The following is a 23,000-nucleotide window of genomic DNA, read 5'->3' on the forward strand; positions in this document are numbered from 1 at the left end:
AAGAAATATCTGTAAATCTTATTTCATTTGTGCAATCGATTGTATTTTATGATAATTTTACGATAACCAAATTATAGTACTTGACCAATTAATGGCTGGGCTAATAGCCTGCTTCTGTTTAACCGGGTGAACCCATATTAAAATTAAAAGCTATGAGAAAAAATTACTTAAAAGATCAGTTGTAAAAACAGAGGCCGGTCTCGGCCAAAAGGTCAGATCATTGTTGGAGTCAATCCAATATATCCCACAAGTATAAGCCCTTAACCCCAATTATAAATTATGAAAAAACAAATACTGAAAATCTGCCGGAAAGCATGGCTCATGTTATTGTGCATGAGTTTGATCTGTCAGTCACTTTTTGCGCAATCCAGAAAAATTGATGGCTCAGTACTGGATGAAAAAGGAAACCCGCTCATAGGTGCAGCTGTTAAGCTTAAATCGGGCAAGATCGCAACGTTAACTGATATTAATGGCAAATTCTCTATCAACGTTTCTGGTAATGAAACAGCTTTACTGGTAACCTATATAGGTTATACAGAGCAAAGTGTTCCCTTAACGGGTCAAAACTCCAATTTGCAAATCAAACTAACCCCAAGTAGCCGCAGTTTAAATGATGTGATTGTTATTGGATATGGCACCGCCCGTAAAAAGGACGTAACGGGGGCAATTGTGTCGGTAAGTGGTAACACGCTGCGTGAAGTACCAGTGGCCAATATACAGCAGGCCTTACAAGGGCGGGCTGCAGGTGTGGAAGTGCAGGCCGTAGGAACCAGGCCTGGAGCTGATGCCCAGATCAGGATACGGGGAGAGCGGTCTATACAGGCTGGTAACGACCCTTTGTTTGTTTTAGATGGAATACCTTATAGCGGTACCTTAAACGACATTAATCCTGATGACATCGCTTCAGTTGATATATTAAAAGATGCGTCTGCAACCGCTATTTATGGTTCAAGAGGCGCGAATGGTGTAATACTGGTAACCACTAAAAGGGGGGCAGCGGGTGATACCAAAGTCACTTTCAGTGACTACTATGGCATCAGTAGTGTTACATCTAAGTATAAAGTGTATAATGCCGACCAGTATAGAGCATTACGTGATATTTCTGTATTTAACCAAGGTTATACTGCTGATGAGTTAGCAGGAATTGCCAGTGGAAGAAATACCGACTGGCAAGACCTGGTATATAAAAACGGTTACATTACTGACCACAATCTTACTATTTCAGGTGGAAGCGATAAAAGCCAGTTTTCCGCTGGCGGGGGCTATTTTAAACAAACCACCGTTTTGCCCGGTCAGGATTTTACGCGCGGTACATTAAAAGCCACTGCTGATTTTAATGTAAGCAGTCGTGTTAAGGCCGGCTTTAATAATTTGCTTAATTATAGTATTACGCACGGTTCTCAGTTCCCTGCAAATGTTTTTCCTTTAATTACTTTAAGTCCCTTGTCTTCCCCGTATAATGCCGACGGGTCAATAAACATTAAGCCTGCTGGTAATACCGATGATTATAATACAACCTATAGCCCGTTGTTGCTGCGTAGCCAGCCGGATGCTTCGGTTGATCGTGTCCGTCGTTTTCATTCATTTAGCAGTTTATACGGAGAGGTTAGAATTATCGATGGGTTGAAATATCGCTTAAATGCGGGTCTGGATTTTCAGCAGGAAGAAGGCGCGCAATTCCAGGGAACCGACAGTTATTTTAGGCCTGGCACTTATAACACAGCAACAGTAAACAATGCCACAGCCACCAAATACAGCCTGGACAACTTGCTTACGTATGATAAAACCATTGCTCAAAAACACCGCATAAGCGTTACGGCCTTGTTTGGTTTTGAGCAGCAACAAAGTCATAATACCTCGGTGAGGAAAGATTCTATAACTTCTGATTTTGTTCAGTTTTATAACCTGGGCTTATCCTCTACAACTCCGGCGCCCATTTTAAGCGGTGGCGAATCAAAGTCATCACTTGTGGCTATGATGCTCAGGGCTAATTATATTTATGATGACAAGTACATGATTACCTTAACCGGGCGCAGGGACGGATCTTCACGCCTTGGTGAGGGTAATAAATATAAGTCATACCCTGCTGTTTCTGCCGGATGGACGATTAGTAATGAAAAGTTCATGCAAAACGTTCACGTAATCTCCAATCTGAAACTTAGGGCTGGTTTTGGTGTCACGGCTAACCAGGGGATTGCTGCTTACAGCACATTAGGTGGCCTGTCGTCGGTTAACTCCAGTATCCCAGGTACGCCTCAGGTACTCTATAATTATGGAACCACTGTTGTTAACGGTTACTACGTAAGCCGTATAGTTGACCCTAAACTGGATTGGGAGTATACTAAAACCACCAATATTGGATTAGACTATGGCATTTTAAATAATCGCATTACTGGTAGTGTAGAGTATTATACAGCCAGTACCACTAAATTATTATATGGCATTTCGTTACCCCCAACGTCCGGCATTACCGATCCTTATTTAACAAACGTAGGTAATGTGACCAATAAAGGGATGGAATTTTCCATATCCAGTCAGAATATCACATCAGACCACGGGGGATTTACCTGGGGCACCGATCTGAACTTTTACTTTAACAGGAATAAGCTGGTATCCTTAAATGGGAGTATAACACAGGTAGTAAACAACCAGCTATTTGTAGGACAACCATTAAGTGCCATTTATGATTATAAAAAACTGGGGATATGGCAATTGAGCGAAGCCGCGGAGGCAGCCAAATATGGTTTTGTACCGGGTCAGATTAAGTTAGAAGACCATAATGGTGATGGTAAGCTTACGGTTGATGATAAATATGTAATTGGAAGTGCTCAGGCTAAAATTCAAGGCGGTATGACCAACCGTTTTACCTATAAAGGATTTGATTTCTCATTTGTACTATATGGTCGTTTAGGTGGAACTTTGGTTAGCCAGGTATACCAACCACTAGCCGGTTATACGACCATTAATGATGGAAGGCGAAATCAGGTTGCCGTAGATTACTGGACGCCAACTAATCCTACCAATTTCTACCCCTCACCAAACGTTGCTGGCGGACAAATTTCTTCACCACTAACTAGTGACGCAGGTAGTACTCTTGGTTATTTTGATGCCAGTTTTTTAAAGGTAAGAACCATCACATTTGGCTATAGCTTAGGTAAGCGATGGGCTAAAAAGATCGGTGCGCAAAACTTGCGTGTATATGTATCATCGCAAAATCCATTTATATTTTTCTCGCCCTATGTACGTGCTGGAGGTATAGATCCCGAAGCAACAGGAATAGGAAATCAGGGTGTCCAGAACCCAGGTAATATATCAAGCCGGGCATTAACCATTGGGGTGGCAACTCCTTCTACCAAATCATTTATCGCAGGCTTAAATATTAGTTTATAATCAATTAATTATCAGAATTATGAAATCAAAATATTCGACATATATAGTGCTTCTGCTGATAACCACATTATGGGGCAGCAGTTGCAAAAAATCGCTCGAGGAGCATCCCTATACTGCCTTTACAACAGATTATTATAAGTCCACTGATGGTTTACAGGCTGCAGTGAACGCAGTTTATGCCAATATGCGGTATGATTTTGGTCCGGTTGGCGCATTGGCTTTGGGAAATGTGGGTACCGATGAATTTACTTTTGGAGACCAGGTAGCCAGTTCGGGCCAATTCCTGGAGCTGGGTACTTACCAGATCCCTACTACAAATGGTGCCATATTAACTCCCTGGAACAGAAACTATAATGGTATAAATCTCTGTAATGCCATATTGAAATTTGCGCCGGGTGTAGCCATGAGCGATGCAACCAGAAATGTGATGATGGCTGAAGCCAGGTACTTAAGGGCACATCTTTATCTGTTATTGGTTGAAAACTTTGGCGCAGTTCCGGTTGACTTAGGCTCAGGCGACCTTCAGTTCACCAATGTACCTTACTATGGTTTTAACCGCTTGCCTTTTAATGATATCTTAAAAAAAGATTATCAGGCCATGATCGCTGATCTGACTTATGCTTCCCAGAATTTACCTGTTCAGCGTCCTGCAAATGCCTTTAAATTATCACAAGCCGCAGCACTCCACTTATTGTCCAAGGTTTATTTATTTAGGGCATACTCAGCAGTAAAGGAAAGTACTGACTTTGGTAGTGCATATACTACTGCGATGGAACTTATTAATAACAAGGGCAAGTATGGAGCCGATCTTCTACAGGATTTTGGACAAGTACACAAACAAGGGAATGATTATAATAAAGAAATACTGTATTCAGTTGAACGTCTTCCACTCAATAATTCGGCCAACGAAGACCTAAACCCAAGTACAGATTTTGCCAACAAAGTAAATATTGCCAATAACCTTTTTAATTGTCTATACCAAAACGTAGCAAGTGTTGGTGGTGTTACATTAATTGATGATCGTCCGCTGCAATATGGCCGTCCCCTGCGAGAGCTTACACCAACTCCTTATGTTTCTAACGTGGCTTTTGCCGATAAGTTTAATGATAGCCGTTATGATAATTCATTCCGTGTAATGTGGCGTGTCGCCACCGTTCGGACAGGTGCGGCATTACAAACTTATGTTAGCAGTTTGGCAACTGTAGGGTTTAAGATCGGAGATACAGCTATCTATCTGCCGCCAACAGATGCCAGGGCTGCTCAACTGGTAACGGCCGGAAAAAAATACCTGATTGTTCCCCCAAGCAAGTGGTATAACAATCAAACTAAACTTAGTTTTCAATATCCTAACCTTAAAAAGTATGATGATAGCTTACGAGCCAACTTTCAGGATGTATCAGGTAGGCCATTTATTGTTTCCAAGCTTTCGGAAGTTTATTTGACCGCCGCTGAGGCCGCTATGCAAACCGGGCATGTTGACGACGCTGTTACGCTCATCAATGTATTGCGCACACGCGCGGCCTATCGCCCTGGATTATCTGCCGCCGATCTGACCGCACGGGTAGCCGTAATGCAAGTCACCGCTTCACGGATAACGCTTGATTTTATATTGGACGAACGTACCCGAGAGCTTTGTGGGGAGTGTATCCGATGGCCAGATCTGGCGATACGGAATAAGCTGATTGATCGCGTGCAGAAATATAATCCCGATGGGGCGGGGCATGTTGCCGCCTTTAACAATATCAGACCGATTCCACAGGATCAGATCAACAGCGTAGTAGACCCCAATGGCGACCCAAACAGGAATAAATACCAAAATCCAGGATACTATTAATCATTGTTTAAAGAAAATCAATTATGAAAAAGAAACTTATTATACCTGGTTTATTGTTAATAGCAACTTTTACTTGCGCCTGCAAAAAACAATACTACAATGGTGCAAACAGCACCATCGCCAATACCTATTCAGATACATCCGGTACACTGAAAGCGGCATCAAACCTGCCCATTGGTATGGCTATCGACTATGATTTTATCGCCAATACCTATGGCGACAGGAATATTGTTACCCGTGAGGCCAGCATGGTAACCTTTGGCTATACCATGAAACATGCAGCCATCGTAAAAAATGATGGCACTTTAGATTTTACACGTGCCGATGCTTTGGTAAGTAATGCCAATGCTGCCGGTTTACAGGTTTATGGACATACGTTGGCGTGGTATCAAAATCAAAATGGTACCTACCTTCGTTCCCTGGTTCCGGGAAGTGCAGGTAACACAATACCAAACCTATTACTTAACGGTGATTTTGAATTGGGTAGCGGAAGTATATTTACCAACTGGAGTGCTTATAACGGGGCTTCGTCATTTGGCGAAACTAAGGTAGCCGGTGAAATACATGGCGGTACCAGGGCATTAAAAGTGGTAAATGCTACAGATAATCCCGGTGCGCAGTACAAGGTACAATTAGCCAGTGATCTGTTCAATACCACGGTCGGAAAAACTTATAATGTATCTTTCTGGATAAAGTCGACTAATGCCGGCGGATCGGTACGCTTTTCAACTCAACCAACGGCCCAATATGAAGGCGACCAAACCACCAGCACCACCTGGACGCAGGTAACCTGGCCCATCGTGGCCAAAGATGCTCAAACCAGGATCCTGATAGATATCGGCCTGAAAGCCAATACCTATTTTCTGGATGATATCACCGTAACGGATGCAAGTTTATCGACACCGTTACCTGCCGACGAGGTTGCTGCCAAAGTCAACACAGCTTTGCAAACCTTTATCACCGGGATGGTAAGCCATTTTAAAGATAAGGTGCATGCCTGGGATGTGGTCAATGAGCCTGTTAAGGACGATGGTAGCTTACGGGTTGGCCCTTATGTGGCAGGTACCGATGCAAGTGACACCTTTTATTGGGGACAGTATTTAGGTAGGGGATATATAGCTAAGGCCTTTACTTACGCCAGTCAGGCAGATCCAACAGCGCTATTATTTATCAATGATTATAACCTGGAAGCGGGTTCGGCCAAGGTTGATAGTTTAATTAAAATTGTTAATGAGTTAAAAGCGGCAAACGTCCCCATTCATGGTATTGGCACACAAATGCATAGTAGTATCAATAGTTCATATAACGATATTGACAACATGTTCAAAAAACTGGCTGCAACTGGGTTAAAAGTGCGTATCTCTGAACTGGATGTAAAACTAAACCCTGGCAATAAGGTAATAGACGTTTCATCGTCGCCTACGCTTTATAATTTGCAAGCAGGCATGTATAAATACATCATACAATCCTATTTGAAAAATGTACCTGCAATACAACGTTACGGCATTACTATTTGGGGCGAAATTGATAAAAATAGCTGGATAGTAACACAACAAAAACTAAACGATGCTCCGTTGCTGTTTGATAGTAACGGAAAGAAAAAACCTGCTTACGGAGCTGTAATTCAGGCTTTAAAAGGGCAGTAGTTAGTTAAGCTGATCCTTAGAACTCTAAAAATGGTTGCCTGTATAGGGTAGCCGTTTTTAGAGATTTAACCAATAATCTATATTTAAAATATTTCATGAAAGCATTCCCTTTGATCATCGGACTATTAGCACTGAATATCTCGACTTCAATTGCTCAGTCGATTGCTGATTTTACTCCGCGTTTAATAAAAACGGGGAATACGACCCTGCTTTTGGTTGATAATAAACCTTACCTGATCTTAGGTGGAGAATTAGGTAATTCAAGCGCGTCCGATACCGCTTATATGAAACCTATCTGGCCAAAGCTCAAAAAAATGAACCTGAATACCATTTATGCTCCGGTGTATTGGGAGTTAATGGAGCCACAGGAAGGAAAATTTAACTTTTCATTGATCGATGACCTGATTTTAAACGCCAGGAGTAACCGGATCAAGCTAGTGCTGTTATGGTTTGGCAGTTGGAAAAATAGTATGTCATGTTATGTGCCGGAATGGATTAAAACGGATCAGTCACGTTTTCCAAGGGCCGAAGCTAAGACGGGGGTAAAACAGGAAATACTAAGTCCGTTTAGTAAAAATAACCTCATGGCCGATAAGCGTGCTTTTGTGAAACTAATGGAGCATTTGAAGGCCTTTGATGGGATACAACATACGGTTATTATGATCCAGGTGGAAAATGAAATAGGTATGCTTCCTGATGCCCGCAGCTATGAGAAACCCGCAAGTGCTGCTTTTGAACAGCCTGTGCCCGGTAAACTGTTGAGTTATTTAAAGGATAATAAAAGTAAACTGTTGCAGGAAACCCAAGATATCTGGGCCAAAAACAATTTTAAGACAAACGGTAACTGGGAAGATGTTTTTGGGAAAAGTTTAGCTACAGACGAGTTATTCATGGCTTGGTATTATGCCATTTATGTAAATGAAATTGCTTCCGCAGGTAAACAGGTTTATAATTTGCCCATGTATATCAACGCTGCTTTGAACAGGCCAGGCAAAAAGCCGGGCGAATATCCAAGCGCAGGGCCATTGCCGCAGGTAGCAGATGTATGGAAAGCTGGTGCTCCGGCTATAGATATATTGGCGCCCGATTTTTACAACCCCGATTTTAAACATTGGAGCGATCTGTATACCCGTTCTTCAAATCCTTTACTGATCCCCGAAATACGTTTTGAGCAGGGAGTGGATGCCAAAGCCTTTTTTGCTTTTGGAAATTATAATTGTTTATCCTTTTCACCTTTTTCCATCGAATCGACAGAAAAACCCGAAAATGAACCCATTGGTAAGGCATATCACATTATCGGTCAGTTGTTGCCATTAATTACAAAATATCAACCGTTTGATAAAGTGAGAGGGTTTTTATTTGATAAGGATACCCAGGAACAAAAAATAACCATGGGAGATTATATACTGACCATCACCCATGAGTATAAGCTGGGATGGTCGGCTCAGGCAAAAGATCCTATATGGCCTCAAACAGGTGCCATGGTTATTGAGGTTGCCCCATCAGAATATTACGTAGCTGGAACCGGTGTTGTTGTTACTTTTGAACCAGTTCTAATCGGAAAAAGAACTGGCTTCATTAGCGTTGATGAAGGTTATTTTGAAAATAATAACTGGATAAACCAAAGACGGATGAATGGAGATCAAGATCATCAGGGGAGGCATATTCGCGTTGCTGTTAATGATTACAGCATTCAGCATGCCAGGCTATATACGTATTAAATCAGTAATTTATAAAATCGCTTAATGGTTTATTTATCACACGCTACGCTATGAAGTTTATCAGAAAGATCATTCTCTTTATAATTTTCGGTTTTTTGCCATTGTTTATTTATGCGCAGTCGCCCGGGCATAAGCTGTACATAGCGCATAATGATGGTCCGGGGTATTTTATGTTGGCAGCTAATGGCAAGGCTACCCCTATATATACCGGGGCAGACGAATACCCTGGTGTATTACGTGCAGTAAAAAGCTTTATAGGTGATATTCATGCAGTAACCAAAACCTCGCCTGCATTGTCAACCGATATAAATGGGGTTAAGCAATTGGTACTGATCGGCACTCTAGGCAAAAATCAGCAAATAGATGAATTGGTTGCGAAAAAGAAGCTCAATGCTTCAGCAATTGCTGGTAAATGGGAGACTTACCTGATACAAGTAGTACAAAAGCCGTTTCCAGGTATTGATCAAGCATTGGTAATCACAGGCAGTGATAAACGGGGTACCATTTTTGGTATTTATGATGTTTCATCACAAATAGGGGTTTCACCCTGGTACTGGTGGGCAGATGTGCCTGTAAAGGAGCAGAAAAGTTTGTATGTAATACCTGGCAGTTATACCGATGGTGAACCTGCTGTAAAATACAGAGGGATTTTTATAAATGATGAAGCGCCTGCTTTTTCAGGGTGGGCAAAAGAAAAATTTGGTGGGTTGAATCATCAGGTGTATGAGAAAGTTTTTGAGCTCATTTTACGGCTAAAGGGTAATTATTTATGGCCGGCCATGTGGGGTAACGCTTTTAATGATGACGATAAACTAAACCCGGTATTGGCTGATGAATATGGTATTGTAATGGGGACTTCTCATCATGAGCCAATGGACCGGGCACAACAGGAATGGAAACGGTACGGAAAAGGTCCCTGGAATTATGAAGAGAACAAAGCTGTATTGCAGGATTTTTGGAAAAAGGGGATACAAAACATGGGGGCTAAAGAAACCATTGTTACCGTTGGGATGCGTGGCGATGGAGATATGCCCATGACCGAAGGCAGCAATATAACCCTGCTTGAGAACATTGTACGTGATCAGCGTAAAATCATAACCGACGTAACGGGTAAACCGGCTTCGCAAACTCCACAAATGTGGGCATTATACAAAGAAGTACAAGACTATTATGATAAAGGTATGCGTGTTCCTGATGATGTTACGTTGCTTTTGTGTGATGATAATTGGGGCAATATCCGCAAACTTCCAAAGTTCGGTGAAAAACTGCGCAAAGGAGGCTACGGGATATACTATCATTTTGATTACGTAGGCGATCCGCGTAATTACAAATGGTTAAATACTAATCCTATATCAAAAGTATGGGAGCAAATGCATCTGGCTTATAAGTATAACGCCAAACAAATATGGATCGTTAATGTGGGTGATCTTAAACCTATGGAGTTTCCGATCAGCTTTTTTTTAGATTACGCGTGGGCCCCGGATAAATGGCCTGCCAACAGTTTAAATACGTATACGATTGATTGGGCAAAACAACAATTTGGTGCACAGTATGCAAAAGAAATAGCCAGAATATTAACCTTATACACCAAATATAATGGCAGGCGAAAACCAGAGCAGCTTGATCAGGATACTTACAGTCTTACAAATTATAACGAGTTTGAAAACGTAGTAAAGGATTACAATCAATTAAGATTGGATGCCGAAATTCTTTATGCTAAAATACCTACAGGCTATAAGGATGCATTTTATGAGCTGGTTTTGCACCCGGTGCAGGCTTGTGCCAACCTGAACCAAATGTATTATGAGGTGGCAAAAAACAAATGGTATGCCGGGCAAGGGAGAGCTGCTACCAATTCTACCGCAGCAAAAGTAAAGGCTCTTTATGCAAAAGATAAAGAAATATCGCATTATTATAATACGGTATTAGCCAACGGAAAGTGGACTCATATGATGGATCAAACTCATATAGGTTATACCTATTGGCAACAACCCGACTCCAATAAAATACCCGCAATACAAGAAATTACCTTACCCGAAGCAGTGAAAATGGGTGTTTCTGTACCTGGTTCAACTGAATTTTGGTCGGCTACGGAAACAACAGCAGCAATGCCCCAATTTTATCCCTGGGAAAAGACAGTTAGCTATATAGAAATATTTAACCGGGGTAAAGCTCCTTTTAATTATACCATTAAATCATCGGTCGCTTATTTAAATGTTCAGCCAAAGACAGGGCATATTGACAAACAGCAAAGAGTGTTGTTTAATGTAAACTGGGCCATGGCACCCAAGGGTGTCAGTCATGTTCAGGTAATAGTTAAGGGGCCAAGCGGAGATATCACTATTCCGGTAACAATAAATAACGGGCAGGATGATAAAGCTGTATTTAATCAAAACAATGGCTACATAGCTATTGAAGCAGCGCATTATACAAAAGTTATAAAATCGCCGCAGGTTAACTGGACGGAGATACCTAATTACGGTCGTACTTTATCGGGTATAACACCCTGGCCGGTTACAGCTGCAAGGATGCAGCCAGGTGGTAACAGTCCTCATCTGGAATACAGCATTAGCTTAAAGGATACCGGCTCTATATCGGTACAGACATATATATCGCCAACACTGGATTTTAAAAATCAACAGGGTTTATATTATGCTATTTCGATCGATGATGAACAACCTCAAATGATCAATATTAACCGGGACGAGTCGCCGCAAGCATGGGGTATGGATGTGAGCAATAATGTCAAAAAGCTGATCACCAAACATCACATTGCCAAAGCTGGGGTTCACTCCTTAAAATACTGGATGGTTGATGCTGGTGTGGTACTACAAAAACTAGTTATTGATGCCGGCGGATTGAAAGAGAGTTATTTGGGGCCACCGGGACGCTGATATTCTTATCAAAATTCCTGATTGCAAAAGGGGAGACAAACATCGTATTTAAACGTTTATATCCTCTTTGTTTAAGGTTGGCGTGCGCTCAGAAACCAATGGAATTTCCACCATCAACGGGTAATATCACTCCGGTAATATAGCGGGCAGCATCGGATGAAAGATATAGCACAGCATCGGCAATATCTTCCGGGTCACCTAATTTACCCATAGGTGTGCGCGAAAATACTTTGCCTTTTCTTTCAGGGTCGTTATTAAGTGCTTTGGCCGACATATCGGTAGCGATAAATCCCGGTGCTACGCAATTTACGCGTATTCCTTGCGGGGAAAGCTCTGTGGCCATAGCCCTTGTCATTCCTTCAATTGCGGATTTGCTTGCAGTATAGGCAATTACATAGGGAATCCCATATTGTGACGCCATTGAACTGATATTAATAATGCAACCGGTTCCTACCGCAATCATTTTTGCAACAACCTCGCGACTTAACACAAATACTGAGGTGAGATTGGTTTGTATAATACTCTGAAAATCATGATCCGTAACCTCGGTGAACGGCTTTTTCATATTGATACCCGCATTGTTTACCAGGATATCAGGGGTGCCAAATTCGGCAGTGATCTCATCAATCAGCGCAGGTATACCCGAAAGATCACTCAGATCACAAACCTTATAATCGCAAAGATGCCCAAAAATGTCAGAAGCAGTCTGCAGCTTTTTTTCGTCGCGTCCAATAATGATAGTTTTTATATTGTTTTCAATAAATTTTTTTGTAGTTGCCAGGCCCAAGCCTGAGGCGCCGCCTGTAATTATTGCAAGTTTGGTTTTTGTTTTCATTAGTGGTATAAATAGGAGGGCTTATAGCCTTCGAAGAGACGACCCCCGGATAATCATCTCTGATCTTAATATCAAGCTGTGAGCCGGATGAAAAACGTCCTTATTGATAAGGTTATCTATCATTAATTTGGCGGCTACTTCGCCCATTTCGTAGCCTTTATAATTTACGGTAGTCAAATTAGGTTCAACCACTACGGCCGATGGATCATTATTAAAGCCGGCAAAGGCGATATCCTCCGGGATCGCTATACCTTCTTTTTTCAATGTTTGCATACAGGTTATCGCGCAATTATCATTAGCCGAAAAAACACCATCGGGCAGAGGATGCATTTTTAATATTTGCTGCGCTGATGTAATACCGGCCTCGCTGCTTAGGTCATTAATGATAACCAGGTCCGTCTCAAATTTGATATTGTTGTCTTCCAATGCCTTTTTATAGCCTGCAAATCTTTCGGCATAAACTTTACGCAGCTGACTCGCTGAAATATGTACTATACGTTTACAACCTTGTTTTATTAAATGCGTGGTAATCTCATAAGCTGCCTTGTAATTGTCAATATATATTTGCGGGCATCCGTCGTGGTCAAAAATCCGGTCGAAAAATATCACAGGTATATTTCGTTTTATAAAAGGTTCAAAATGGTCAATATTGGTGGTGTCATAAGCCAGTGAAACCAACAGCCCGTCAACCCGGTTAACCAACATGGCATTGGCATTACTGATCTCCTTTTGTACGGTTTCCAACGATTGGCTGATGATCAGGTTATAGTTATTGTTATTCAGAACTTTCTCCATACCGGCAATTACATCTGCCATAAAATTGCTGTTTAGTCTGGGTACTATCAAGCCAATGATATTGCTGCTTTTACGGCGTAAATTACTGGCAAATGAATTAGATCGGTAACCCATTTCGGTCGCTGTTTTAATAACTAGCTTTTTAGTTTTTTTACTAACCCGTGGATGATCCTTAAGGGCCCTGCTCACTGTAGCAGCGGAGATATGCAATTTATCGGCAATATCGTAAATGGTTATTTCTTTTTCGCCGCCGGTCATGTAGTATATGGTTTTTGTAAAGATTGATAAATATAGAAAATTAATGCGATGCTGTAAAAAAATTATACAATCGATTGCACAAATATTACATTTGCTTTATGATGTCTTAGTCTTTAGAAGAGACTTAAAACTAAAGAGAATACTTTTGATCAACCCTATAAATAACAAGTATGATTCCTGATTTAGAACAAACTTTCAGATGGTTTGGCCCATCAGATCCTGTAAGCTTGCAGGCTATCAAGCAAACCGGTGCAGTTGGTATTGTTTCGGCTTTGCATCATGTACCATGTGGTGACGTATGGAACCTGACTGAGATCAATAGGCGTAATGATATGATAAAGAAGGCTGGTTTCAGGTGGTCGGTAGTGGAGAGTGTAAATATTCATGAGAGTATTAAGTTGGGACAGTCCGAGCGGGAGAGATACATTGAAAATTATATAACTACACTGAAAAATATTGCAAATGCCGGAATTAATATTGTTTGCTACAATTTTATGCCCGTGTTAGATTGGACACGCACTCATCTTGATTACAACCTTGCCAATAATGCATCAGCGTTGCGATATGAGGCATCAGCACTGGCGGCATTTGATCTTTATATCCTTGAACGTGAGGGGGCTTTTAAAGAATTTTCATCAGCGCAGCAGGTGGCGGCAAAAAAATACCTGGATAATTTAAGCGGTCAAGAAAAAGAACTGCTAACTAACACTATCCTTGCGGGTTTACCTGGGACTGATGAGGTATTTACCGTTGGACAATTTAAAGAGTATCTGAAAAAATATCACGAAATAGATAGCATAGCCTTAAAAAACAACCTGTTTTATTTTTTACGCGCCATTATCCCATCTGCGGAAGAAGCCGGTATCAAGATGTGTATTCATCCAGATGATCCGCCATTTTCGATACTTGGACTGCCAAGGGTTGCTTCTACAGAAAGTGATTTGCGCGGCATTGTAAATTCCTGTCCCTCTGTTAGTAATGGGATAACTTTATGCACAGGTTCATTAGGAGCGAGAGTGGACAATGATATACCGGGTATTATTGCACGATTAGGGCAGCATATTCACTTTTTGCATCTCCGGAATGTTGAACGGGAGACTGATGGTAGTTTTTACGAAGCCGAACATTTAGCTGGTAGTACAGATATGTATCAGGTGATGAAAAGTATTGTTCATGAACAGATACAAAGAGAAAAAGCAGGCAGGGAAGATATCGCTATTCCTATGCGTCCTGATCACGGGCACAAGATATTGGACGATTGTAATTACAGTACCTATCCCGGATATTCAGTAATTGGTAGGTTGAAAGGACTTGCTGAATTAAGAGGGCTCGAACTGGGTATTAAAAGAACGTTGCTGACAGCAAAAGAATAAATGAATCCGCGCAAATAACATGCGGTTTTTTTGCAAAATTGATAAAGGTTTTTATATTTACAATCGATTGCATAAAATTAATGTAAACCGTATTCCCGATAGGGAATTTCAAATTTTACTCATCATGCGCAGGCAAACTATTTCAAGAAAAAAGATCTATATCTTATTATTAACATTAGGTGTGATGCATACATACAGGGTACAGGCACAAGATAATCCAGGAACCAGGCAAAAGTATCTTTCATCCCCTCTTATTAAGTCGATATATACAGCTGATCCATCGGCACATGTTTTTAATGGAAAAATATATATATATCCATCACACGATATCGATGCCGGTATACCTGAGAATGATAATGGGGATCATTTTGCCATGAAGGATTATCATATTTTATCAATGGATAAAATAGATGGGCCGGTAACCGATCACGGCATCGCGTTAGATATCAAAAGTATTCCCTGGGCAGGCCGACAATTATGGGCGCCAGACGCAGCCTACAAAAATGGAATTTATTATTTGTATTTCCCGGTTAAAGACAAGTATGATGTATTCAGAATAGGCGTGGCCATGTCAAAAAATCCAGCGGGGCCATTTAAGGCGCAGCCTCGTCCAATTCCCGGTAGTTTTAGCATTGATCCGGCTGTATTTACTGATACTGATGGTAGCACTTATATGTACTTTGGTGGTATTTGGGGTGGGCAATTGCAACGCTGGGCCACAGGAAAATATGATACTAATGGTTCAAAAACAGATCTAATGCATGATGACGAACCTGCTTTAAGTTGTAAAGTAGTAAAGTTGAAAGATAACATGGTGGAATTTTCCGGGAAAATAAGAGATGTGATAATTGTAGATAGCCTGGGTAAGCCTTTAAAAACTAATGATCATAACCGGCGTTTCTTTGAAGGATCATGGATGCATAAATACCATGGGAAGTACTATTTCACCTATTCAACAGGAGATACTCATTTTCTGGCCTATGCGATAGGGAATAATCCATGGGGCCCATTTGTTTACAAAGGCATCTTTATGAAACCAGTACAAGGTTGGACAACACATCATTCTATTATTGAATTTAAAGGAAAATGGTACATTTTTTATCATGATACAGAACTATCAGGAAAAACACATCTAAGAAATGTAAAAGTAACAGCGTTACAACATAATGCGGATGGTTCAATTAAGCTGATTGATCCTTTTACATCAAAACCTTAAAAGTGCTTTTCATAATGTAGCTTATCGACCATTGGAGCTATAATAGTGTTTCATTAAGTTTAGTTATCGATATATTCTTCAATAATAAACCCATATAGATGTTTATTATCCTCATTATATAGCCGGGAGCTATAATCTTATCAATACTATCCAAAATCAATAATGATGAATTCTCTAAAAGCAGCTTCTTGAAGCTGCTTTTTTGATAACTGTGCTTTTGAAGTATAAAGCTTATGCGAGCGAAAGTTTACCAATGTTAAATAAATTACCAGAATAGATTAATCTTGTGTAGTATTTGTAAACTTACTGTTTAGTATTTATATTTGACATTAATAAACCAAACATTTAGTAAGGCACACCATATGAAAAGACGGGATCTAATCAAAAAGATCGGACTGGCTACCGGAGCCGCGGCGTTAAGCAACGTTGTTGTAGCATCATCAACTAATCCAGAGCAAAAAAAGAAAAAGGTTTTGAAAATAGCGCACATTACCGATGTGCATATACGGCCTGAGTATAATGCTGTAGCCCGTTTTAAAAAATGTTTAGAAATGATCAAAAAAGATAAGGTTGATTTAATTCTGAACGGTGGAGATTCCATATATGCAGCCGATTACGACGATATTAAGAAGGAGCGTGTGGTTGAATTATGGAACTGTTGGAAAGATAGCGTATCCTTAATTAAAGAAGTTCCAATGTATAGTGTTCTTGGAAATCATGATATGTGGTGGCAGGGTAAAGGGGATGAGCTCTTCGGCAAACCAGGGGTGCTTAAAATGCTGGGTTTAAATAACAGCTATTATAGCTTCGATAAAAACGGGTGGCATTTTATTATGTTGGATAGTAACCACCCAAAAAGCCCGGGTATGCTTGATGATGATCAATGGAACTGGTTTGTAAAGGATGTGCAGGCCAACAACGGCAAACCCACGTTAATCATGTCACACTACCCACTTTTAAGCTGCACCGGTATCACCGATAATAAACCCGATTTTATTGGCCCGTTTAAAGTGAGTGGTAGTTATAATCATCTGGATATTATGAAGTTTATTGATGTGTTTAATAAAAATAAGAATATTAAAATCTGCCTGAGCGGGCATATTCACTTGTTAGACAAAGTGTGGTACAATGATGTAAGTTATTTATGTAATGGAGCAATCAGTGGTTTTTGGTGGGAGCCCGGTGATGATGGTAAGAGCTCCTATAAACAAACGGTGCCGGGATACTCCCTATTAAACTTGTATAGTGACGGCAGTTTTGATGATCAATACATTAAATACGAGGCCTGATAATTGAAAATATAAACCTAATTGAAATGAAAAAGCTATCCTTCTCATTACTCGTTTTAATGCTAACTGGCATAACTGTTTTTGCCCAGAAAGCTACTTCCGACAAGACCGGAAATATTATTATTGTATCCATAGATGGCTTGCGCTGGCATGAGGTTTTCCAGGGTGCTGAGAAAGCGCTGATCCTAAACAAAAAGTATAATTCCCAGGATTCTATCCAACGAATAAAAAAATATTGGAGCGAAGATCAACAGGAACGAAGAGCTAAGCTAATGCCTTTTGTATGGAGTGTTTTTGCAAAAGACGGCCAACTGTATGGCAACCGTGATTTAGGCAGTCTGGTAAATGTTAAAAATCCATATTGGTTTTCGTACCCTGGGCGAAACGAAAATTTAACAGGTTACGCGGATCCTAAAGTGAACTCCAACGATTATCCTGACAATCCCAACAAGAATGTATTGGAATTTATTGATCAGCAAAAAGGATATAAAGGTAAAGTTGTAGCTTTTGCATCATGGGATGCTGTAGCTCGGATCATTAATCGTAACCGTAATGGTTTAATGGTTAATAACCCGTTTGAAGAAATCAAAGGGAGTGATCTTACAGAGGCTGAAAAATTGGCCAATGAAGTTCAACATTATGAGCCTCAAATATGGGGTGATGGAGAGCGTTTGGATGCTACTACCTATGCCTTGGCCAAATCATATATTATGGCCAAACATCCAAAGGTTGTTTACCTTGATCTGGCTGATACAGACGATCACGCGCACGGCGGGAATTATGATCTTTATTTGGATGCCATCCATAATATTGACGCGATGATCAATAGTTTGTGGAACTACATACAAAAAGATCCCTTTTATAAAAACAATACCACCATCGTAGTGATGCCGGATCATGGGAGAGGTGAGGGAAAGCAGTGGACAAGCCACGGTGCAAGTATTCCACATGCCAATGATACCTGGTTAATGGCTATTGGATCTAAAATAAAACCATTGGGTGAGGTGAAAAATAACGGACAGATCTATCAGGATCAGTATGCAAAAACCATTGCCAAATTATTGGGATTTAATTTTACATCCGCAAATCCTATCGGTGATGTGATAAATAGTGTTGTGAAATAAATCAACCCAATAATAAAACATGAAATTAAAAGCGCTTTTTATCCATGTTGCCTTAATAGTCTTGATATTACCTGTTATGGTAAACGCACAGGGATATAAGGCCAATTGGAATAGTCTTGACAAACGTCCTGTTCCGGAATGGTTCAAGGATGCCAAGTTCGGTATTTTTATTACCTGGGGCGTCTATTCTGTTCCGGCATATGCACCAAAAGGCCAATACGCCGAATGGTACCAATATTGGTTACAAACGAAAGCTTTTAATGGAGATGTGGCCAAATACCATAAACAAGTATTTGGAGATAAAACCTATTATGATTTGGCAAAAGACTTTAAAGCCGAATTGTTTAACCCCGATGAATGGGCTCAGCTTATTGAAAAATCGGGAGCTAAATATGTGATTCCGGTAGCTAAACATCATGATGGGTTTTGTTGGTGGCCAAATAAATACGCTAATGAGGTTTGGGGTCTTCCCTGGACTGCAGTGGATGTGGGACCGAAACGGGACCTTTTGGGCGACCTTTTTACTGCCTTGCATAAAACCTCCGTAAAGGCTGGTGTATATTTTTCATGGTATGAATGGTTTAACCCATTGTATAAATCAAATCCCGAGCAGTATGCATTGCAGCATGCAATTCCTCAGGCAAAAGACCTGATACAACGGTATAAACCAGCGGTTTTCTGGACAGATGGCGATTGGGAGGATAGCGATACTACCTGGCATGCCACCGAATTTTTGAGCTGGTTATATAATGAAAGTGCTGTGAAAAAAGATATAGTTACTTATGACCGCTATGGGAAAGGTATAAGATTTAAGCATGGAAGTGTCTATACGCCCGAATATCAGCCTGACATGGAATTTGGCGATCATTATTTTGAGGAAAGTAGAGGCATTGGCTTTTCATACAGCTATAACAAAATGGAGGATGCCTGGGATTACAATTCGCCGCAGGTTTTGGTCTTGCTATTAAGTGACCTGGTAAGCCGGGGTGGAAATCTGTTGCTTGATATTGGGCCTGATGCTTCAGGCAAAATTCCACCTATTATGCAGGAACGGTTGTTACAAATGGGCGACTGGCTCCATAGGAATGGAAAAGCTATCTATAACACCCGTAAATGGATAAGGCCATGTCAATGGAGCGAAGGTAAAAGAGACTATAAACCCAAAAGAACCGAAGGCGATTTTAAGGCAAACGGTGATTTTATGCTCAAGCTAACTGTTGATCCCGACTCGGGCTATGCTGTAAAAGAATGTTTCTTCACCACCAATCCAATCACAAAGGCAGTATTTGCCATTTTGCCAAAATGGCCGGTTAACAATCATTTTATAATAAAAGATATGAAGTTAAAACCAGGAGCTACAATCCGGATCTTGGAGACCAATGGAGCTATTAAATGGAAACAACAGGGCAAAAATGTGGTATTGACTTTTCCAGATTTTAACCCGGAAAAATATAAAAGCCAATATGCTTATGCGATAAGTATACTGTAAATAAGATTATTGATATCAATATATATGGACAGAAAAGAATTTATAGCAAAAAGCGGCCTTGCCGGCGGCGTACTGCTACTGGCCCGTTACCCGAAATTGCAAACCTCTAATAAAAAGATCAGGTTTGGTGTTATTGCCGACCTGCACCATGATTTGATATACGATGGGATGGATCGTTTATCAGCATTTATTGATGAAATGAATACCGAGGGGCCAGATTTTATTATTCAGATGGGGGATCTTTGCTTTCCTAAAAAGGACAACCTCCCATTGATGGATGTTTGGAACAGATTTCAAGGGCCAAAATATCATGTAATTGGCAATCACGATACCGATGGTGGTTACACCCGTGATCAGGTGGTTGAATTCTGGAAGGCAAAGGCGAAATACTATTCTTTTGATACCAATGGCTTTCACTTTGTGGTTTTGGATGGGAATGAACATAATTCATCACCAGACAGGTCGCCTGGATATGCCCGTTTTATTTCGGTAACCCAATTGGAGTGGTTAAAAAGAGATCTGGATGAAACTACATTACCCACCATCGTATTTTGCCATCAGGGTTTGGATAATGATGCCGGCGGACTTGAAAACGGTACTCTAATGCGTTATACACTTGAACAAGCCAATCAGAAGAATAAGCACAAGGTGATATTAGTGCTAAGCGGACATCATCATCAGGATTACTATAATCAAATTAATGGTATATACTATGTACAGATAAATAGTGCCTCGTACCAATGGCTGGGTGATAAATACAAAGAGATCCGCTATTCAGAAGCTATTGACAAAGCTAAGCCTGCAGTAAAATATACAGTACCCTATAAAGACCCGCTATGGGCTATGGTGGAGATAGATCAGAAAGGAACGATCAATATAAAAGGTAGGCAATCGGTTTTTGTTGGATCGTCTCCAGAGAAATTAGGCGTTAATCTGATTGACTATATCTATCCAATAGTGCCTTTTATTTCCGACAGGAAGATCAAAATAAATTCATAAATATTAACCATAACTCTAAATGAAAAGATTACTTATTGCCTTTTGTTTATTAGGCTCTGCTTTACAGTTGAATGCCCAGGTTAAACATGTAAAACACATAGTGCTGATAGGTTGCGACGGTTTTGGCGCTTATGCAGTGCCAGACGCTAAAATGCCCAACTTAAAACATTTGATGGAAACGGGTTCATGGTCATTAAAAGCAAGGTGCGTAATGCCATCTTCAAGTGCCGATAATTGGGCATCTATGTTAATGGGGGCCGGGATAACAGAACATGGCTATACAGAATGGAATAGTAAAGTCCCTGAAATTCCATCCGTTGAAACCACTAAATATGGAATCTTCCCAACTATCTTTAGTGTTATCCGCGATCAGAAACCCGGAGCGAAAACTGCGGCGATTTATAGCTGGGGTGGCATTGCGCCATTGATTGAAAAAGATGCTATCAATATAGTAATACCAGGTGGTGATGCAGGAGATGATTTTTGTGTTGATACAACCGTGAGTGTCATTAAAAGAGAAAAGCCTCTTTTTACATTCATCCACGTTAGTCAGCCAGATGGAGTGGGGCATAATATAGGGCATCGCACTCCGGCCTATTATGAAGAGTTGCAAAAGGTAGATATCCGGATCGGTAAAATTGTTCAGGCTGTGAAAGATGCAGGCATAGAAAACGAAACCATTATTATTGTAACAGCCGATCACGGGGGGATCAATAAAGGGCATGGTGGCAAATCATTGGATGAGATACAGATACCCTGGATAATAAACGGCCCAGGCATTAAAAAGAATCACGAAATAAAAGATGTGATCATTACCTACGATACAGCCGCTACCATAGCCTGGGTGTTTGGATTGAAAATGCCACAAAGCTGGCGCGGAAAGCCTGTAACTGATGGGTTTAATTAAGCGAGCCGCTTCATAGCGCATACTGTTTGAACGGGCACCATTTTGCTAAAAAGTGGGTTAACATGGTTTACACTTTTTATGGTTTACACTTATTTAATTAGCTTGTAATCAATTAATTACTTTTATTTTGTCATGAAAAAACGGTTTACAGTGTAAACCATGATTTTCCAGACTCATTATTGATTTTTTTTTAATTTCGCCTGAATTGCCTGTGTTGCCATTTGAATAAGTTGCAGGGTTAAATCGGTCAAAATAAATTTGGATGCGTTTGCCCCCTTTCCTGTATAGCGTAACGAGTATCATAGTAAAATTTTGATTACTTTTGATCGAAAGTAATAACTATGCAAGACGATATTATCCTGAAGATCAGCTACCGTTTAAAAGAAATAAGAAAAGACAAACGTATAACCATTCAGGAACTGGCTGATAAGGCTGGTGTAAGTAAAGGGTTAATATCTCAGATTGAAAATAACCGTACTATACCCTCGCTTCCGGTATTAATGAATATCGTTCAATCACTGAATTTAGACCTGACCGAGTTTTTTAAAGACCTCTCTTCCAAAGGCCATCAGGAAAAAGTATTCGTTATTCGCTCATCAGAATATAGCCCAATACAAAAAGAGGCCTCTAAGGGCTTTAGTTATCAGCGGATGCTCACGCGCAACATACAAGGTGGCCCGGTTGACTTTGTGCTGTTAGAGTTAAAAAAAGGTGCCCGCCGGAATAAAATAGTGGTTACCGATGCCTTTGAATACAAGTACCTGATCAAAGGAAGAATTGAGTATCTGATAGAAGATAAAAGCTATATTTTAGAAGAAGGGGATTCTATCTTCTTTGACGGGCGCCTGGGGCACAATCTATCTAATATTGGCGATTCTGAAGCTATTATGCTGGTAGTTTATTATTTTATCTCGAACGATTGATAACACTCTAATCAACAATCAAACTATATAAGAAAAGGCCCGTATTTAAATATGGGCCTTTTTCTATAACTCTACCCCTAAGCTGTAGGTAAAAAGTCGCAAATTTTGGCGGCTATTTCAGTCATTATTCCGCCCAGTCTGTATCTACTATATCTTCAATACCTGCTTTTTTTAAAAAAAAAGTACTCTCAAAGCTATAATTTACTGCATTTAGTATGATGTATTTTATCTAAAAAGTGGTGAAAATTTCTTGATTTTTTCAATTCAGTGTTTATTTAGTATTTATAAACAATTAATCAATTGTTTA

Annotated in this window: 15 protein-coding genes; 13 read left to right on the top strand and 2 right to left on the bottom strand. The window is 40.4% G+C overall.

Annotation, left to right across the window (positions count from 1 at the left end; translation table 11 throughout):
* Positions 1–279 precede the first annotated feature (279 nt).
* The 5 genes from AC57BQ_RS05830 (at position 280) to AC57BQ_RS05850 (ending at position 11,485) form a co-directional block, all read left to right on the top strand.
* Positions 280–3,390, top strand: coding sequence for a SusC/RagA family TonB-linked outer membrane protein (locus tag AC57BQ_RS05830; protein WP_496405370.1), 3,111 nt, complete (start codon positions 280–282; stop codon positions 3,388–3,390).
* A 19-nt stretch (positions 3,391–3,409) separates the two neighbouring features.
* A complete protein-coding gene (locus tag AC57BQ_RS05835; protein ID WP_496405371.1) occupies positions 3,410–5,224 on the top strand; it encodes a RagB/SusD family nutrient uptake outer membrane protein in 1,815 nt (604 codons plus the stop codon).
* A 23-nt stretch (positions 5,225–5,247) separates the two neighbouring features.
* Positions 5,248–6,870: an endo-1,4-beta-xylanase gene (locus tag AC57BQ_RS05840; RefSeq protein ID WP_496405372.1), complete on the top strand. Its 1,623-nt coding sequence runs from the start codon at positions 5,248–5,250 to the stop codon at positions 6,868–6,870.
* A gap of 95 nt (positions 6,871–6,965) precedes the next feature.
* Positions 6,966–8,591 (top strand): GH35 family beta-galactosidase, encoded by a 1,626-nt coding sequence (locus AC57BQ_RS05845; protein ID WP_496405373.1) that lies wholly within the window; start codon positions 6,966–6,968, stop codon positions 8,589–8,591.
* Between the two features lie 50 nt (positions 8,592–8,641).
* The gene (locus AC57BQ_RS05850; RefSeq protein ID WP_496405374.1) at positions 8,642–11,485 is read left to right on the top strand and encodes a glycosyl hydrolase 115 family protein; all 2,844 of its coding nucleotides are present in this window, start codon (positions 8,642–8,644) and stop codon (positions 11,483–11,485) included.
* 88 nt (positions 11,486–11,573) lie between these two features.
* On the opposite strand, the gene AC57BQ_RS05855 is transcribed toward AC57BQ_RS05850, so the two are convergent.
* Both AC57BQ_RS05855 and AC57BQ_RS05860 read right to left on the bottom strand, forming a co-directional pair.
* Positions 11,574–12,320 (bottom strand): SDR family NAD(P)-dependent oxidoreductase, encoded by a 747-nt coding sequence (locus tag AC57BQ_RS05855; RefSeq protein WP_496405375.1) that lies wholly within the window; start codon positions 12,318–12,320, stop codon positions 11,574–11,576.
* Positions 12,321–12,341: 21 nt separating this feature from the next.
* On the bottom strand, positions 12,342–13,373 hold the full coding sequence (locus AC57BQ_RS05860) for a LacI family DNA-binding transcriptional regulator (RefSeq protein ID WP_496405376.1): 1,032 nt from the start codon (positions 13,371–13,373) through the stop codon (positions 12,342–12,344).
* A 170-nt stretch (positions 13,374–13,543) separates the two neighbouring features.
* On the opposite strand from AC57BQ_RS05860, the gene uxuA reads away from it, so the two are divergent.
* The 8 genes from uxuA to AC57BQ_RS05900 all read left to right on the top strand — a co-directional run bounded on the left by uxuA (position 13,544) and on the right by AC57BQ_RS05900 (position 22,693).
* A complete protein-coding gene (uxuA, locus tag AC57BQ_RS05865; RefSeq protein ID WP_496405377.1) occupies positions 13,544–14,746 on the top strand; it encodes a mannonate dehydratase in 1,203 nt (400 codons plus the stop codon).
* Between the two features lie 184 nt (positions 14,747–14,930).
* Positions 14,931–15,962 carry a glycoside hydrolase family 43 protein gene (locus AC57BQ_RS05870; RefSeq protein WP_496405378.1) on the top strand — a complete coding sequence of 344 codons (1,032 nt, stop codon included), beginning with the start codon at positions 14,931–14,933 and terminating at the stop codon, positions 15,960–15,962.
* Between the two features lie 362 nt (positions 15,963–16,324).
* On the top strand, positions 16,325–17,251 hold the full coding sequence (locus AC57BQ_RS05875) for a metallophosphoesterase family protein (protein ID WP_496405379.1): 927 nt from the start codon (positions 16,325–16,327) through the stop codon (positions 17,249–17,251).
* Between the two features lie 26 nt (positions 17,252–17,277).
* The gene (locus AC57BQ_RS05880) at positions 17,278–18,375 is read left to right on the top strand and encodes an alkaline phosphatase family protein (protein WP_496405380.1); all 1,098 of its coding nucleotides are present in this window, start codon (positions 17,278–17,280) and stop codon (positions 18,373–18,375) included.
* A 19-nt stretch (positions 18,376–18,394) separates the two neighbouring features.
* A complete protein-coding gene (locus AC57BQ_RS05885) occupies positions 18,395–19,864 on the top strand; it encodes an alpha-L-fucosidase (protein ID WP_496405381.1) in 1,470 nt (489 codons plus the stop codon).
* 24 nt (positions 19,865–19,888) lie between these two features.
* Positions 19,889–20,863: a metallophosphoesterase family protein gene (locus AC57BQ_RS05890; protein WP_496405382.1), complete on the top strand. Its 975-nt coding sequence runs from the start codon at positions 19,889–19,891 to the stop codon at positions 20,861–20,863.
* Between the two features lie 19 nt (positions 20,864–20,882).
* On the top strand, positions 20,883–21,770 hold the full coding sequence (locus AC57BQ_RS05895; RefSeq protein WP_496405383.1) for an alkaline phosphatase family protein: 888 nt from the start codon (positions 20,883–20,885) through the stop codon (positions 21,768–21,770).
* Positions 21,771–22,111: 341 nt separating this feature from the next.
* Positions 22,112–22,693, top strand: a complete 582-nt coding sequence (locus AC57BQ_RS05900; protein ID WP_496405384.1) for a helix-turn-helix domain-containing protein — start codon at positions 22,112–22,114, stop codon at positions 22,691–22,693.
* Positions 22,694–23,000 lie beyond the last annotated feature (307 nt).

Source organism: Mucilaginibacter sp. BGA-UO-ETr-C110, from assembly GCF_059567985.1.

Coding starts and splice junctions, on each gene's coding strand:
- AC57BQ_RS05860 (WP_496405376.1), bottom strand. CDS start 13,373: ATGACCGGCGGCGAAAAAGAAATAACCATTTACGATATTGCCGATAAA.
- AC57BQ_RS05850 (WP_496405374.1), top strand. CDS start 8,642: ATGAAGTTTATCAGAAAGATCATTCTCTTTATAATTTTCGGTTTTTTG.
- AC57BQ_RS05835 (WP_496405371.1), top strand. CDS start 3,410: ATGAAATCAAAATATTCGACATATATAGTGCTTCTGCTGATAACCACA.
- AC57BQ_RS05885 (WP_496405381.1), top strand. CDS start 18,395: ATGAAATTAAAAGCGCTTTTTATCCATGTTGCCTTAATAGTCTTGATA.
- uxuA (WP_496405377.1), top strand. CDS start 13,544: ATGATTCCTGATTTAGAACAAACTTTCAGATGGTTTGGCCCATCAGAT.
- AC57BQ_RS05890 (WP_496405382.1), top strand. CDS start 19,889: ATGGACAGAAAAGAATTTATAGCAAAAAGCGGCCTTGCCGGCGGCGTA.
- AC57BQ_RS05880 (WP_496405380.1), top strand. CDS start 17,278: ATGAAAAAGCTATCCTTCTCATTACTCGTTTTAATGCTAACTGGCATA.
- AC57BQ_RS05895 (WP_496405383.1), top strand. CDS start 20,883: ATGAAAAGATTACTTATTGCCTTTTGTTTATTAGGCTCTGCTTTACAG.
- AC57BQ_RS05900 (WP_496405384.1), top strand. CDS start 22,112: ATGCAAGACGATATTATCCTGAAGATCAGCTACCGTTTAAAAGAAATA.
- AC57BQ_RS05855 (WP_496405375.1), bottom strand. CDS start 12,320: ATGAAAACAAAAACCAAACTTGCAATAATTACAGGCGGCGCCTCAGGC.
- AC57BQ_RS05840 (WP_496405372.1), top strand. CDS start 5,248: ATGAAAAAGAAACTTATTATACCTGGTTTATTGTTAATAGCAACTTTT.
- AC57BQ_RS05830 (WP_496405370.1), top strand. CDS start 280: ATGAAAAAACAAATACTGAAAATCTGCCGGAAAGCATGGCTCATGTTA.
- AC57BQ_RS05870 (WP_496405378.1), top strand. CDS start 14,931: ATGCATACATACAGGGTACAGGCACAAGATAATCCAGGAACCAGGCAA.
- AC57BQ_RS05845 (WP_496405373.1), top strand. CDS start 6,966: ATGAAAGCATTCCCTTTGATCATCGGACTATTAGCACTGAATATCTCG.
- AC57BQ_RS05875 (WP_496405379.1), top strand. CDS start 16,325: ATGAAAAGACGGGATCTAATCAAAAAGATCGGACTGGCTACCGGAGCC.